Below are 13976 nucleotides of genomic sequence, written 5' to 3' on the forward strand. Positions count from 1 at the left end.
GCGGCCTACGAGCGTTCTTCCAGGAGCACGCGCACTGCGGCCTCGAGCTCCGCGACCGTCGCACTCGCCCGCTCCGCAGAGTCGGCGGTGGCGTCGATGTAGACCTTGAGCTTCGGCTCGGTGCCGCTCGGACGCACGATGATGCGCGAGCCGTCTGCGAGCCTGTACCGCAGCACATCGCCGGACGGCTGTCCCTCGTCGGCGTGCAGCAGATCCTCCGCAGAGGCGATGGCGTGGCCACCGAGCTGCCGCGGCGGGATCGTGCGCAGGGACAGCATCACACTGCCGATGACCGAGAGATCCTGCACGCGCACCGACACCTGTCCGCTGGCGAAGTGGCCGTAGGTGTCGCCCAGCTCCGACATCAGGTCGGCGAGCGACTTCCCGCGCTCATGAGCCTCGGCCGCGAGACCGAGGACCGCGACGGCGGCCGAGATGCCGTCCTTGTCGCGCACGGTCTCGGGGTTCACGAGGTACCCGAGGGCCTCCTCGAACCCGAACACGATGCCGGGGGCGCGGGAGATCCATTTGAAGCCCGTGAGCGTCTCGTGGAAGTCGAGGCCGTGGTGCGCGGCGACGGCGCCGAGGCCGGGGGAGGAGACGAGCGAGCAGGCCAGCGAGGCCCCGGGAGTGCCCGCAGCCGCCCGAGCTGCGCGCGCACCGAGCAGGAGTCCGACCTCGTTGCCGGTGAGGCGACGCCATCCGCTCTCGGAGGACGCATCGGGGATGGCCACGGCGAGGCGGTCGGCATCCGGATCGTTCGCGATGATGAAGTCCGCCTGCACTCGGCGCGCCCGAGCGAACGACAGGTCCATCGCCCCCGGCTCCTCGGGGTTGGGGAACGACACGGTGCGGAACGTCGCGTCGGGCGTCAGCTGCTCCTCGACAACCATCGGCTGCGGATATCCGGCGGCCGACACGATCTTCGACAGCGTCTCCCAGCCGACCCCGTGCATCGCGGTGTAGACCCAGCGGAGGTCCGATGCGCCTGCAGGCGCAGGCGAGATCGCGGCTGTCGCTGCCACGTACGCCTCGACGACGTCCTCACCCGCCGTCTCGTAGTCGGTGGAGCGAGGCAGGGCCGAGACGTCATCCGCGTCGGCGACCCGCTGGATGTGCGCGGCGATCTCGGCGTCGGCGGGTGCGACGATCTGCGAACCCTGGTCGGCGCCGCCCAGATAGACCTTGTAGCCGTTGTCGTTCGGCGGGTTGTGAGATGCCGTCACCATGACGCCAGCGTCCGCGCCCAGGTGGCGCACCGCGAAGGCGAGCACGGGTGTCGGCAGCAGCCTCGGGAGGAGGATCGCTCGCAGACCTGCCCCGGCGAACAGCTCGGCGGAGTCGGTCGCGAACACCCGGGAGTTGCGGCGGCCGTCATAGCCGATGACGACCGTCGGCGTGCGGCCGTGCGACTTCTCGCGCAGGTAGGCGGCGAAACCCGCGGCCGCCTGTGCGACGAGCACGCGGTTCATGCGGTTGCTGCCGGCGCCGAGCGCCCCGCGGAGCCCTGCCGTGCCGAACGCGAGTCTGGCGCCGAAGCGGTCGTCGAGGTCGGCGGCCGCCGCCTCGTCGCCGGAGGCCGCGCGGGTGATGACCGCGGCGAGCTCGTCGCGGGTCTCGTGATCCGGGTCCTGTCTCATCCAGGCGCGCGCCTGCGCCAGGCGCTCGTCGTTCACAGCGCCTCGACCACTCGGGCCAGCAGCGCCGAGATCACCGGCTCGGCCTCGCGGCCGGCTTCGATGACCTCCGCGTGGCTGAGAGGCGTCTTCTGGATGCCGGCTGCGAGGTTCGTGATGAGCGAGAACCCGAGGATCTCCATGCCTGCCTCGCGTGCGGCGATCGCTTCGAGGGCGGTGGACATGCCGACGATGTGGCCGCCGATGTGCTTCGCCATCTGCACCTCGGCCGGCGTCTCGTAGTGCGGGCCGCGGAACTGCGTGTAGACGCCCTCGTCGAGCGAGGGATCGACACTGCGGGCGATGTCACGCAGGCGCGGGGAGTAGAGGTCGGTGAGGTCGATGAAGGTCGCCCCTTCGAGAGGCGAGTCGGCGGTGAGGTTGATGTGGTCGCTGATCAGCACCGGCTGGCCGGGGGTCCACGTCTCGCGGACGCCGCCTGCACCGTTGGTGAGCACCATGATCTTCGCCCCCGTGGCTGCGGCTGTGCGCACCGAGTGCACGACCCGGCGCACGCCGTGGCCCTCGTAGTAGTGGGTGCGGGCGCCGATGACGAGCACGTTCTTGCCGTCGGGGGTGCGGATGCTGCGCAGAGTGCCCACGTGCCCTTCGAGAGCGGGCTTCGAGAAGCCGGTCACCTCGGTGGCGGGGATGGTCGCTGTGGTCTCGCCGATGATGTCGGCGGCCTTGCCCCAGCCGCTGCCGAGGGTCAGGGCGATGTCGTGCTTCTCGACTCCGGTCAGGCGCGCGATGTCGGCGGCTGCGTCGGCTGCGACCTCGAACGGGTTCGCATTCGGGTCGTCGAGGGGGTTGCTGTGTGTTTCGGACATGGATCCACTCTAGGAAGGTGCAGGCTCGGGGGCCAGGATTGCGGAAGAATGGAGATCATGTCTTCCACCCCTTTTGAGCGCACTCAGCGCGTCGCCGTGCTCGGCGGCGGTCCCGGCGGCTACGAGGCGGCGCTCGCCGCCGCCCAGCTCGGAGCCGAGGTGACCCTGGTCGAGCGCGTGGGCGTCGGCGGTGCGGCGGTCCTCACCGACGTCGTGCCCTCGAAGAGCCTGATCGCGACGGCCGATGCGGCCATCGCGATCTCGGAGGCATCCGACCTGGGTGTGCAGTTCTACGCGAAGGGCGAGCACGGCAAGCCGCTGAAGCCCGAGATCGCCATCAACCTCGCCGCCGTCAACAAGCGCCTCATCGCCCTCGCCGGGCAGCAGTCCGAGGACATGCGCTCCGCCCTGCTCGAGGCCGGAGTGCGCATCCTCTCGGGACACGGGCGCCTCGAGGGCCCGAACGCGATCATCGTCTCGACCGGTCACGGCGGCACGGACTTCGACCGCATCGAGGCCGACACGATCATCGTCGCCGTCGGCGCGTCGCCGCGCGAGCTGGACTCGGCGAAGCCCGACGGCAAGCGCATCCTCACCTGGACGCAGCTGTACGACATGAAGGCTCTGCCCGAGCACCTCATCGTCGTCGGATCCGGTGTGACCGGTGCCGAGTTCGCCTCCGCCTACATGAACCTCGGCGCCAAGGTCACCCTGGTGTCCAGCCGCGACCAGGTGCTTCCGGGCGAGGATCAGGATGCCGCGCGCGTGCTCGAGAAGGTCTTCAAGCGCGGCGGCATGACGGTGCTCTCCAAGGCCCGAGCCGAGAAGGTCGAGGTCACGAAGGACGGCGTGACGGCGACCCTGTCGGACGGCCGCACGGTCGACGGCAGCCACTGCCTCATGGCCGTCGGATCGATCCCCAACACCGCGGGCATCGGCCTCGAGGATGCGGGAGTCGAACTCGACGAGAGCGGACACGTCCGCGTCAACCGCGTGGCTCGCACCTCGGTTCCCAACGTCTACGCCGTCGGCGACTGCACGAACTTCTTCCCGTTGGCATCCGTCGCGTCGATGCAGGGCCGCACGGCCGTCTTCCACGCGCTGGGCGACATCGTGATCCCGCTCGAGCTGATCAAGATCACATCGAACATCTTCACCGCGCCCGAGATCGCGACGGTCGGATACTCCGAGAAGGACGTCGAGGACGGCGTGGCTGACGGGCTCGTCTACAAGCTGCCTCTCGCCGCGAACCCACGGGCCAAGATGATGGGCATCAAGGACGGCTTCGTGAAGCTCATCGCCCGCAAGGGCTCCGGCACCGTGATCGGCGGCGTGATCGTCGGACCGAAGGCATCCGAGCTGATCTACCCGATCGCCGTCGCGGTCGAACGCCGTCTGACGGTCGACCAGGTCTCGCGTGTGTTCGCGGCGTACCCGTCGCTGTCGAGCAGCATCACCGACGCGAGCCGGGCGATGCACCTCGTCAACGCGAAGATCTCGTAGCTCGTCGAGACGGTCGGACCGCGGCCGGTACCGTCGTCTGCGAAGACGGTACCGGCGCGAGTCCGACGGCTCGCCTCAGCGTGCCCAGACGGACGCGTCGCGGCGATCCTGCGCACGGAAGCTGTTGTTGCCCCGATGGGCGATCGCGGACAGCGCATGTGCGATCGCCGTCATCTCGCGCATCGACTGGTGCCATTCGCGCTGCGCCACACGATAGGCGACCTGTGCCTCTCCTGACCACTGCCAGGACAGCGCGTCCGCCGCAGCCTCGAGTCGATCGAGCTCGGCGTCGATCTGCCTCACATGCTCCGAGATCTCGGTGCACGCGGCGTCCAGCTGGTCGTGCTCGATCGAGATGATTCGACTGTCCATCTCACTCCCCTCAGAAGTCGTTCTGCGATGTGCAGGTCAGTGTGCCGTCGAGTGTCGCCGACGTCTCGAGTTCGGCCGGATACCCCTCGGCGGACGTGCCGATTCGGGCTTCGGCGTTGTCGAACGTCACCGCGCCGTCATGCTCGAACGCGTCCGTCGTCAGCAGCCACCGGTCGTCTCCGAGGCTGATCCAGGTGGTCGCGTCCGAGGCGCCGGTGATGGACGCGGTGAACGCCGAGAGCTCGCCGACGCGGTCCTGCGCGCTGGATGCGGTGAATCGATCGCCTGAGGTGACGCACTGCAGATCTGAAACCGAGACGGTCTGTCCTTCGCCCTCTTCGAACTGCACGGTCAGCGAGGATTCCGCGGAAGACGAGCAGCTGCTGAGCAGGATCGCGGCGAGTGCGGTGCCGACGACCGCGAGCGCGCGCTCACCGCGCACGGTCGTCACCCGAACCGGTCGTGTCGGAGCGGTCGCCCGGTCCGTACAGGAAGGCCGTTCGCACGGCTTCTCGCTGCTCGTCGTCCATATCGGCGAGGGCGGCCTTGAGCAGGCGGCCCGCCTCTTCCATCCGCGCGGCGAATGCCGGGGTCTGGGCGACGTCGCGGAGCGTCGCGCGTCCGGCGAGCGCCGCCTGAGCGCGATTGCGCACCGATTCGTCCATCTGCGGATCGCGGCTCAGGCGTGCGAGCAGTTCGCGGGCGCGGAGGTCGAGGGGACTTCCGGCCTGAGCGGTGCCGAGCACGCGGGGCTGGCCGGGGACTTCTCCTTCGGGAGAGATCGAGGGGTCGTCCATCATCAGTTCACCTGCGCATTGTCGTATCCGACGGGGAGGGGGAGGTCGGTGCCGCCCGCGAGCAGCGAGCTCAGCACTCCCACCGAGGCGTTCAGCGCGTCGAAGAAGGTCAGCACGGACTGCACGGTGTCGTAGGCGGACTTGGCGAGCCACAGGGCGTATCCGATCTCGATGCCACCGCAGAGGTAGCCGAGGATTCCACCGACGACCGTCTCGATCGTCACTGTGCCCGCCGCGATGCAGACGGCGGCCACGAGTGCGGCGTCGAGGATCTTCGAGAAGATGCCGCTCACCAGTGCAGCCGTGCTGATCATGCCCCGCGCCACCATCTCGAACTCCGGTCCGAGCTCGGCGATCTTGGTGCCCGCCTCACGGAGGAGCTCCGCGAGGTCGGTGAAGAACGCGTTCGCGGCTGTCGCCGCTTCCCCGGTCCAGGATCCGGCGGTCACGGCCATCTCGTAGGCCACGTTGTCGCCCTGGGTGCCGGTGTAGGCGCCGAGCTTGCGGAGCGAGTCCGAGACTTCATACAGCTTGTTCCAATCGCCGCTGAAGTTCTTGGAGATGACGTCGAGGTAGTTCCAGTCGAAGATCCAGTCCAGCACCTGGGCCAGCACCGACGACGGGCTCAGCCAGTCGGTCGTGAGGATGGTGGAGACCAGATCCTCCGGAGTCTCCGTGGCCGGAGGGGACAGCTCGTCCACTGCGTTGTGGGGCGAACCGGACGACGCATCGTCCGCCGATGTCGTGGCACCGCTGCCGCCCCCGCCGGGATAGTTCCGGTCGAGGTCGGCTTCGATCGCGTCGTCGAGTTCGAGTGATCGGGTCGCCGTGCCCTGCAGCTCGGTCGCGGATGCCGTCAGCGCGGTGTTCAGTGCGCCGAAGTAGCTGTTGAGCGCCTCCACCGTCTCATTAGCCGCGAACAGAGCCTTCGAATAGACGAAAGAAGTGTCGAGGTACTCGAGCGTGATGTGGTCGGAGGCGTAGGTCGTGGCTGTGGCCGTCGATCCGGAATCGTCGGTCAGTGCGCCGGCGTGCGCCGTGAGTCGCGCGGGGTCGATCCGATACATGCGATCCTTCCTCGGTGGTGGTCCGGCGATCAGCCTACTTCGAATGCGCTGCGATAATGGTGGCCATGCGAACTGCCCTCGTCGAACCACCGCTCCTCGTCGCGGAGGGGCAGCGGTGACGGATTCGTTCGCATCGCCGCGGTTGCAGGGATGGCCGGCGAAGTGGGGTGAACGTCGCCCTCGACGCAACACCGGCATGCTCTGGCTCGGCGTGGTCCTCTTCGCCGCCGCGGCCGCCATGGTCGGATTCTCCGGCGGCGCCGCGGGGCCGCTGTGGTCGGGGGCGTTCGTCGCGCTGTTCGGTCTCACGGCCCTCGCCGTCGCTGCCCGCAGGCCTTTCGCCGCAGGGAGCGCGCGTCTGGCCGACGCGGCGACGCTGACGCGCGGGCGGATAGGAAGCCCTGATGCACGCGTGCACTTCGTGCCGGAGCGGCGCCCGGGCGTCGTCACCCTGATGCTGTGCGTCGTGTGGGCCATCGTGCTCACGGCCGCGACGATCGTGGCGGTCGGGATCGGGCTGACCGGCCGACCGGAGGCCTTCCTCGGCGTGGCGGTGCTCGCGGCGACCGCCGCGCTGTTCGTCTACACGGCGGTGCGCGCGGCCATCACGCAATACCGCTCCGATTCCTTCGGCCGTCGACCGATGGGGCTGGGCATCGGCCATGACGGGGTGCTCCTGATGCGTGCCACCGAGACCCTCTACGTGCCGTGGAGCGCGATCCGTCGCGTGGAGCCGGACACGACCGAACCCCGTCGAGGAATGGATGAGCTCCCGCTGATCCGACTCCGCGTGGACCCCGGTCGCGTGACCGCGTCCGACGGTATGCGTGTTCCCGCCACGGTCACCGTGGCCCCGGCGATGCTGAAGACGCACCCGCAGGTCGTCTGGTCGGCGCTGCGTGAGTTCCACGATTCGCCGGCGGCACGCGCCGCCCTCGGCACACCGACGGGGCAGGGGCTGTTCGACGAGTGGTGCGCGACTGCCCCTGCGGACTGAGGGAACGACGAAGGCCCCCGCCTCGAGGCGGGGGCCTTCGTCGTGATGCGTGTGGTCAGCTGATCGTGAGCAGCTGGTGCCCGGCCGAGACCGTCGCACCGGCGACCGCGCTGATGTTCGCGATCGTGCCGTCCTTGTGGGCCTGCAGCGGCTGCTCCATCTTCATCGCCTCGAGCACGACGACGAGGTCGCCCTTGACGACCTGCTGCCCCTCCTCGACGGCGATCTTGACGACGGTGGCCTGCATGGGCGACTTCACGGCGTCGCCGGAAGCACCGGCGCTGACGGAGGTGGCGTGGCTGCGACGAGACGGCGGCACGGCGGCCGGTCGTCCGGCGGTGCCTGCGGCTACAGCGACGCGGTCCGGAAGGCTGACCTCGAGGCGCTTGCCTGCGACCTCGACCACCACCGTGTGGCGGTTCTCGGCGGCCGCGGGAGACTCGAGCTCGCCGTCCCACGCCGGGATGTCGTTCTCGAACTCGGTCTCGATCCAGCGTGTGAAGATGCCGAACTCGCCGTTCTCCGCGGTGAAGGCGGGGTCGCGGACGACCTTGCGGTGGAACGGGATCACGGTCGGGAGGCCGGCGACCTCGAATTCGTCGAGCGCCCGGCGCGACCGCTCCAGAGCCTCGGCGCGGTCCTTGCCCGTGACGATGATCTTCGCGAGCAGCGAGTCGAATGCTCCCGAGACCGAGTCGCCCGCGGTGACGCCGGAGTCGAGCCGGATGCCGGGGCCGCCGAAGGTCTTGAAGACGTGGATCGGACCCGGCTGGGGGAGGAACCCGCGACCGGGGTCTTCGCCGTTGATCCGGAACTCGATCGAGTGGCCGGTCGGCTTCGGGTCGTCGTAGTCGATGGTGCCGCCGGCGGCGATGCGGAACTGCTCCCGCACCAGGTCGATGCCGGTGACCTCTTCGGAGACGGGGTGCTCGACCTGCAGGCGGGTGTTGACCTCGAGGAACGACACGGTGCCGTCGGCGCCGATCAGGAACTCGCAGGTTCCTGCGCCGACGTAGCCGACCTCCTTGAGGATGGCTTTGGAGGCCGAGCAGAGCAGGTCGTTCTGCTCGTCCGTGAGGAACGGAGCCGGTGCCTCCTCGACGAGCTTCTGGTGGCGCCGCTGCAGCGAGCAGTCACGCGTCGAGATCACGACGACGTTGCCCTCCGCGTCAGCCAGGCACTGGGTCTCGACGTGGCGGGGCTTGTCGAGGTACTTCTCGACGAAGCACTCTCCACGACCGAACGCCGCGACGGCCTCACGGGTGGCCGACTCGAACAGCTCGGCGACCTCGTCGAGCTCACGGGCGACCTTGAGGCCTCGGCCTCCACCGCCGTACGCGGCCTTGATCGCGATCGGCAGACCGAACTCCTGGGCGAACGCGATGACCTCGTCCGCTCCGGCGACCGGGCCCGGCGTGCCGGGGGCGAGGGGAGCGCCCACCTTCTCGGCGACATGACGGGCGGTGACCTTGTCGCCGAGCGCCTCGATGGCCTCGGGGGAGGGGCCGATCCAGGTCATGCCTGCACCGATGATGGCGCGGGCGAACTCGGCGTTCTCGGCGAGGAAGCCGTACCCGGGGTGCACGGCATCTGCGCCGGCACGGCGGGCGATCGAGAGGATCTTCTCGATCTGCAGGTAGGTCTCGGCGCTCGTGGCACCGCCGAGGGCGTATGCCTCGTCGGCGAGGCGGGTGTGCAGAGCGTCCCGGTCCTGGTCGGCGTACACGGCGACCGAGGCGATCCCCGAGTCGCGAGCGGCACGGATGATGCGGACGGCGATCTCGCCGCGGTTGGCGATGAGCACCTTGGCGATATCAGGCATGCCTGCCAGCCTAGCGAGAAGGGTGGCGTTCGCTTTGACGACTCTCCACAAGAAAGAGGGAGAAACGTCGACGAGACTCTACGACCAGAGGTCGGTCCACGTCACGCCGAGATCCGCAGCGAGGCGGCGCACGGTCGAGAGCGACATCCCGACCACCGTCGACGGGTCTCCGTCGACGCGCGTGATGAAGGCTCCGCCCAGGCTGTCGACCGTGAATGCGCCGGCGACGAGCAGAGGCTCGCCGGAGGCGACGTAGGCCGTGATCTCGGCATCCGTGATGTCCTCGGCGAAGGTCACCGAAGCCTCCGCCGTCGCGGTGGCCTCGACCGGAGCGGAGCCGGGGGAGACCCGGAAGACCGAGTGGCCCGAGTGCAGGATCCCGGTGGCGCCGCGCATCTCCTGCCAGCGCCTGGTCGCCTCCTCCGCCGTGTAGGGCTTGCCGTAGACACGACCGCCGATCTCGAACATCGAGTCTCCGCCGATCACGATGCCGTCGAACGACCCGTCCTCCGCGAGCCGCTGAGCGACATCCGCGGCCTTCGCGCGGGCGAGCAGAAGCACGAGGTCGGCCGGCGCGAGCTCGGCGCCGCGTTCGGCAGCGGCAGCGGCGGCGACCGCATCCTCATCCACGCCGGGCGACTGGGTCAGCGGTTCGATGCCGGCCTGTCGCAGCAGCATGAGACGGGCGGGAGAGGTGGAGGCGAGGCAGACGCGCATGTTCACCACCGTATCCTCGAAGGATGACTTCCTCCCCAGCCCTGCTCGATCTGGACATCACCGGCATCGCGCACGGCGGCACGTTCATCGCCCGACACGAAGGTCGCGTCGTCTTCGTCTCCGACGCCATCCCCGGTGAGCGGGTCCGCGCGCGCCTGACCGAGGATTCGACCGGAGAGTCGAAGAGCTTCTGGCGCGCCGAGACGGTCGAGGTCCTCGAGGCTTCGCCGCACCGCCGACCGCACGTCTGGGCGGAGGCCGACGTCTCTCGCGCCCCGGAGGATCGGCCGGGTGGTGCCGACCTCGGGCACATCGACCTCGCGCAGCAGCGCGTGCTGAAGCGTCAGGTGCTGACCGAGGCGCTCGATCGCTTCGCCGGTCCCGGACTCGAGGCCCCCGAGATCGAAGCCGTCGACTCCACCGACGGCACCGGGTGGCGCACGAGGGTCACCCTGCACGTCGACGACGAGGGCCGGGTCGGGCCCTATGCCGCGCGCAGCCACCGCGTGATCCCGGTCCGTTCCCACCCGCTCGCCCGCCCGGCGGTCGCGAAGGCGGCGCTGCGCCTCGCCGGCGGCGACGCGGGAAGCGTCGACCTCGTCGAACCCGGCGACGGCGAGGTGCGGGTCATCCGCCGAGACCGCCTCGACGAGCGCCCGGCAAGGGGCCAGCATCGTCGGCCCGCCCCCGAGGTCGTCTACGAGCAGGTGGGAGACCGTCGGTTCCAGGTCGACGCCGGTGGATTCTGGCAGGTGCACCCCCGTGCCGCCTCGGTGCTCGACGGCGCCGTCTACGGAATCCTCGACGGCCATGTCGACCCCGAGAAGAAGCACTTCGATCTCTACGGGGGAGTCGGGCTCTTCGCCGCGTCGCTCGCGGATCTCGGCGGCACCGACATCGTCACGGTCGAGTCGAGCCGACGAGCGACCCTTCACGCGCAGCAGAACCTCGCGCCCCTCGCAGTGGATGCCGTCACGGCGAGAGTCGACCGCTATCTCGCCGGTGTCCCCGCGGGTACGCGCGCAGGAGCCGTCGTCCTCGATCCGCCGCGTGCGGGCGCCGGCCGCGCCGTGGTCGACGCTCTCGACACGCTCGCCCCCGAAGCCATCGCCTACGTCGCGTGCGACCCCGTCGCGCTCGCCCGTGACCTCGGCACCTTCCGTGCGCATGGGTGGAACGTGGGGACTCTGCGAGGGTTCGATCTGTTCCCGCACTCGCACCACTTCGAGGTCGTCGCGCTGCTCACTCGGTGACCGGTGATCTGCGGACGCTGACTACTCAGTAGGCTGGGCGGATGAGCAGGGTCGCACTCATCGACGATCACGAATCCGTCCGTCTCGGTCTCGAGGCGGCGTGTGCTCGTGACGGAGCGCAGACCGTCGTCTTCTCCGGCAGCACGGTCGTGTCGTATCTCGAGTGGAGGTCGGCGACGTCATCGCAGCCGGCCGACGTGGTGGTGCTCGACCTGACGCTCGGCGACGGCACCACGGTGACGGAGAACGTCCGGTCGCTCGTCGCAGACGGCGCGAGCGTCGTGATCCACAGCGTCGCCGATCGACCGGCGGCCGTGCGCGAGGCGCTCGCCGCCGGTGCGGCGGGCGTCGTGAGCAAGTCCTCGGCGCTCGACGACGTGCTGGACGCCATCCGCACCGTCGCCCAGGGGGAGGCGCTCAACAACGTCGAGTGGGCGAGCGCCGTCGACGGGGATCGCGACTTCGCGGATGCCCAGCTGTCGACCCGAGAACGAGAGGTCTTGCGGCTCTATGCGGCCGGCCTGCCGCTGAAGGCTGTGGCCGAGCGACTCGGCGTGGCCTACTCGACCGCGAAGGAGAACATCACTCGCATCCGGGTCAAGTACGTGGAGGTCGGCCGACCGGCACCGACGAAGGTCGACCTTCTGCGCCGCGCGATGGAGGATGGGATCGTCGCCGCAGACGGGGCGCCGAGTGGCCGCTGATCCGCTCAGCATCCGCGAGGCCTGGAGCAAGATTCCTTCTCCCGGCAGCGTGGAGACCGAGTTCGAGCGCTTCACCGGCAAGCGCATGGAGCGCATCCTCGCCACTGTCGTCGCGATCGGATCGGGCGTTCTCGGAGCGCAGGCGCTGATCGCGGGCATCACCACCACATCGGGGGCGGATGCTGCGCGCATCACGATCCTGCTCGTCGTCTTCATTCCGCTGATGGTGATGCTCATCGCGTGCGTCATCGGCCGTGGTGTCAGGACGGCGTCGGGGGCGTTCGCGATCGTCTACACGGTCGCGCTCGGTGCGTGGCCGAGTTTCGTCGAGCCGGTGGGAGAGGCGGCCGACCAGCCATGGATCTTCTTCCTCGTCAACGTGGGCGTCGTGGCCGCCATGCTCGCATTCCCGCTCTGGCTCCAGTTCGCCTGGGCATTGTGTCTGCCGTTCGTCTACGGCTACGTCCGTCTCGTCGAGGGCGACTTCTCTCGTGACTTCTGGGTGACGACCGCCTTCGACGTGTCGTTCACGCTGATTCTCGGTTTCGTCATCATCGCGCTCGGGTGGATGTTCCGTTCGGTCGCCGCCGGCGTCGACGAGGCTCGCGCGCGGGCGGTCGCGTCGTATGCGGGGGCAGCGGCCGCGGCCGCGGCAGAAGAGGAGCGCGCGGCCATGTCGGCACTCATGCATGACAGCGTTCTCGCGGCACTGATCGCCGCCGAGCGAGCGGAGGGAGAGCGCGCGCAGGACCTCGCCGTGGGTATGGCGCGCGAGGCTCTCACCCGGCTGGCGAACACGGAGGCCGCAGTCGCTCAGGAGGGGAGCGATGAACCTGTGGGTGCGGCACAGATCGTGGTCGAGCTCCGCAGAGCGCTCTCGGAGCTCGGGGCGGATGCGATCGTCGAGGAACGAGGCGGGATCGGCCTGATCCCCGGACGCGCCGCGAGAGCGCTCGTGCTCGCTGCCAGGCAGGCGCTCGGCAACGCCGTCACCCATGCGGGCGGGCGCGGCCTGCACATCCTCGTGGAGGGCCGAGGTGATGAGGGCATCACCGTGACGATCTCGGACACGGGGCCGGGGTTCGATCTTCGGGCGATCGGTGCCGACCGCCTCGGAATCAGAGCATCGATCTTCGCGCGCATGGCCGGAGTGGCCGGCACCGCAGAGATCGACTCGAGCGAGTGCGGCACCACTGTCACTCTGGGCTGGGAGCGTCCATGAACCGCACGGTGCGCAGCGTCGCGACCTCACTCGCTGTCGGCTTCGCGATGTACTTCGCCGCCAGAGGCGTCTGGTGGATCGAGCAGCCGTCCGCACCGCTGCTGATGGTCGCGGCGATCGCCCTCTATCTCGTCGTCGTCAACGTCGCGATCCTCTGGGACTCGGCGGTCTCGGTGCGGATGCCTCTCTGGGCGGCGCTGGCGACCCTGGTCTCGAGCATCCTGATTCCGGTGCTCGTGACGCTGTCTCTCGATCCGCTGACGCGCACGGCGCCGTTCGCGACCTGGTACATCGGTGCCCTCGGTCTGATGGGCGTCGTGTGCATCGTGCGGCGTCGCTTCGTCATCGGCTGGCTGGTGGTGGCCGTCCTCGTCGCCACCTCCTCGGCGTATCTGGGCTTCTTCGTCGCACTGTCGCTCGGTCTCGTCGGCTCGCTCATGTGGGTCGTGATCGCTCACCTGCTCGTGATCTTCTGGGACAGAGCCGTCCGCGACACCGAGCGTCTCGCGGGAATCCAGCAGGCGGTGTCTGCGTGGCACGCGACCCAGCAGGTGCGCCAGAAGGAACGTCGCCTGCGCACGCAGTTCGCGCTCGCGGTCGCCGGGCCCGTGCTCAGCCGCACGGTCGCCTCTCGCGGCGCGCTGAACGACGAGGAACGTCTGCAGGCGCGCCTGGCCGAGGGACGGCTCCGCGACGAGCTGCGCGGCGCGGATCTGCTCAACGACGCGGTACGTGATGCGATCGAGGACGCGCGTCGCCGGGGTGCCGTGGTCACGGTCTTCGATGAGGGCGGCCTGGCAGACGTCGACGAGGAGAGGCGCGCGACGATCCGCGACGAGCTCGCGCGAGTGCTGCGCGATGCCGATGCGGAGCGGTGGATCATCCGGGCGGCTCAGGATCCTCTCACCGCCGTGACGATCGTCGGTCGGGCAGGTGCAGGCGGACAGAGCGACGACGATGCCGTCGACGTGTGGCACGAGATCCCCCGAGACGCGCCGGAGGGCTGACGCCTGGCC

Annotated in this window: 14 protein-coding genes; 6 read left to right on the forward strand and 8 right to left on the reverse strand. The window is 69.4% G+C overall.

Annotation, left to right across the window (positions count from 1 at the left end; all coding sequences use genetic code 11):
- Positions 1-5 precede the first annotated feature (5 nt).
- Both RU09_RS00095 and RU09_RS00100 read right to left on the reverse strand, forming a co-directional pair.
- Positions 6-1676, reverse strand: coding sequence for a phospho-sugar mutase (locus tag RU09_RS00095; RefSeq protein ID WP_042536485.1), 1671 nt, complete (start codon positions 1674-1676; stop codon positions 6-8).
- Entirely contained in the window at positions 1673-2506 is an 834-nt protein-coding gene (locus RU09_RS00100) for a purine-nucleoside phosphorylase (RefSeq protein ID WP_042536486.1), read from the reverse strand. The genes RU09_RS00095 and RU09_RS00100 overlap by 4 nt, the downstream gene beginning before the upstream one ends.
- Before the next feature lie 48 nt (positions 2507-2554).
- Here RU09_RS00100 and RU09_RS00105 point away from each other — a divergent pair, with 48 nt between their 5' ends.
- Positions 2555-4009 carry an NAD(P)H-quinone dehydrogenase gene (locus tag RU09_RS00105; RefSeq protein WP_194285947.1) on the forward strand — a complete coding sequence of 485 codons (1455 nt, stop codon included), beginning with the start codon at positions 2555-2557 and terminating at the stop codon, positions 4007-4009.
- 75 nt (positions 4010-4084) lie between these two features.
- Here the strand turns inward: RU09_RS00105 and RU09_RS17940 are convergent, their stop codons facing one another.
- The 4 genes from RU09_RS17940 to RU09_RS00125 are packed head-to-tail and all read right to left on the reverse strand — an operon-like array spanning position 4085 to position 6245.
- Complete coding sequence (locus RU09_RS17940; protein ID WP_052492793.1) at positions 4085-4381, reverse strand: WXG100 family type VII secretion target; 297 nt, start codon at positions 4379-4381, stop codon at positions 4085-4087.
- Between the two features lie 10 nt (positions 4382-4391).
- On the reverse strand, positions 4392-4832 hold the full coding sequence (locus RU09_RS00115; protein WP_042536487.1) for a hypothetical protein: 441 nt from the start codon (positions 4830-4832) through the stop codon (positions 4392-4394).
- Positions 4813-5181 (reverse strand): hypothetical protein, encoded by a 369-nt coding sequence (locus RU09_RS00120; protein WP_153302227.1) that lies wholly within the window; start codon positions 5179-5181, stop codon positions 4813-4815. The genes RU09_RS00115 and RU09_RS00120 overlap by 20 nt, the downstream gene beginning before the upstream one ends.
- Positions 5181-6245 carry a hypothetical protein gene (locus tag RU09_RS00125; protein WP_042536489.1) on the reverse strand — a complete coding sequence of 355 codons (1065 nt, stop codon included), beginning with the start codon at positions 6243-6245 and terminating at the stop codon, positions 5181-5183. Before RU09_RS00125 ends, RU09_RS00120 begins: the two co-directional genes overlap by 1 nt.
- A 115-nt stretch (positions 6246-6360) precedes the next feature.
- On the opposite strand from RU09_RS00125, the gene RU09_RS00130 reads away from it, so the two are divergent.
- Positions 6361-7242: a hypothetical protein gene (locus RU09_RS00130; protein ID WP_042536490.1), complete on the forward strand. Its 882-nt coding sequence runs from the start codon at positions 6361-6363 to the stop codon at positions 7240-7242.
- A gap of 55 nt (positions 7243-7297) precedes the next feature.
- Here the strand turns inward: RU09_RS00130 and RU09_RS00135 are convergent, their stop codons facing one another.
- Together RU09_RS00135 and RU09_RS00140 are read right to left on the reverse strand one after the other, a co-directional pair.
- Entirely contained in the window at positions 7298-9064 is a 1767-nt protein-coding gene (locus RU09_RS00135) for an acetyl/propionyl/methylcrotonyl-CoA carboxylase subunit alpha (RefSeq protein WP_042536491.1), read from the reverse strand.
- A gap of 78 nt (positions 9065-9142) precedes the next feature.
- Complete coding sequence (locus tag RU09_RS00140; protein ID WP_042536588.1) at positions 9143-9781, reverse strand: Maf family protein; 639 nt, start codon at positions 9779-9781, stop codon at positions 9143-9145.
- Between the two features lie 23 nt (positions 9782-9804).
- On the opposite strand from RU09_RS00140, the gene RU09_RS00145 reads away from it, so the two are divergent.
- The 4 genes from RU09_RS00145 to RU09_RS00160 are packed head-to-tail and all read left to right on the forward strand — an operon-like array spanning position 9805 to position 13967.
- Positions 9805-11034, forward strand: coding sequence for a class I SAM-dependent RNA methyltransferase (locus tag RU09_RS00145; RefSeq protein ID WP_042536492.1), 1230 nt, complete (start codon positions 9805-9807; stop codon positions 11032-11034).
- A 41-nt stretch (positions 11035-11075) separates the two neighbouring features.
- On the forward strand, positions 11076-11738 hold the full coding sequence (locus RU09_RS00150; protein ID WP_042536493.1) for a response regulator transcription factor: 663 nt from the start codon (positions 11076-11078) through the stop codon (positions 11736-11738).
- A complete protein-coding gene (locus tag RU09_RS00155) occupies positions 11728-12960 on the forward strand; it encodes an ATP-binding protein (RefSeq protein ID WP_231567436.1) in 1233 nt (410 codons plus the stop codon). The genes RU09_RS00150 and RU09_RS00155 overlap by 11 nt, the downstream gene beginning before the upstream one ends.
- Positions 12957-13967: a hypothetical protein gene (locus RU09_RS00160; protein ID WP_042536494.1), complete on the forward strand. Its 1011-nt coding sequence runs from the start codon at positions 12957-12959 to the stop codon at positions 13965-13967. The genes RU09_RS00155 and RU09_RS00160 overlap by 4 nt, the downstream gene beginning before the upstream one ends.
- The last annotated feature ends 9 nt before the right edge of the window (positions 13968-13976 follow it).

This window comes from Microbacterium sp. MEJ108Y (assembly GCF_000834175.1).
In the GTDB taxonomy this organism is placed as follows: Bacteria; Actinomycetota; Actinomycetes; order Actinomycetales; family Microbacteriaceae; genus Microbacterium; species Microbacterium forte.

Bases quoted from the DNA above. Each gene is read 5' to 3' on its own strand.
- RU09_RS00100 (WP_042536486.1), bottom strand. From the start codon at position 2,506: ATGTCCGAAACACACAGCAACCCCCTCGACGACCCGAATGCGAACCCG.
- RU09_RS00105 (WP_194285947.1), top strand. From the start codon at position 2,555: ATGGAGATCATGTCTTCCACCCCTTTTGAGCGCACTCAGCGCGTCGCC.
- RU09_RS17940 (WP_052492793.1), bottom strand. From the start codon at position 4,381: ATGGACAGTCGAATCATCTCGATCGAGCACGACCAGCTGGACGCCGCG.
- RU09_RS00120 (WP_153302227.1), bottom strand. From the start codon at position 5,181: ATGATGGACGACCCCTCGATCTCTCCCGAAGGAGAAGTCCCCGGCCAG.
- RU09_RS00125 (WP_042536489.1), bottom strand. From the start codon at position 6,245: ATGTATCGGATCGACCCCGCGCGACTCACGGCGCACGCCGGCGCACTG.
- RU09_RS00135 (WP_042536491.1), bottom strand. From the start codon at position 9,064: ATGCCTGATATCGCCAAGGTGCTCATCGCCAACCGCGGCGAGATCGCC.
- RU09_RS00140 (WP_042536588.1), bottom strand. From the start codon at position 9,781: ATGCGCGTCTGCCTCGCCTCCACCTCTCCCGCCCGTCTCATGCTGCTG.
- RU09_RS00145 (WP_042536492.1), top strand. From the start codon at position 9,805: ATGACTTCCTCCCCAGCCCTGCTCGATCTGGACATCACCGGCATCGCG.
- RU09_RS00150 (WP_042536493.1), top strand. From the start codon at position 11,076: ATGAGCAGGGTCGCACTCATCGACGATCACGAATCCGTCCGTCTCGGT.
- RU09_RS00160 (WP_042536494.1), top strand. From the start codon at position 12,957: ATGAACCGCACGGTGCGCAGCGTCGCGACCTCACTCGCTGTCGGCTTC.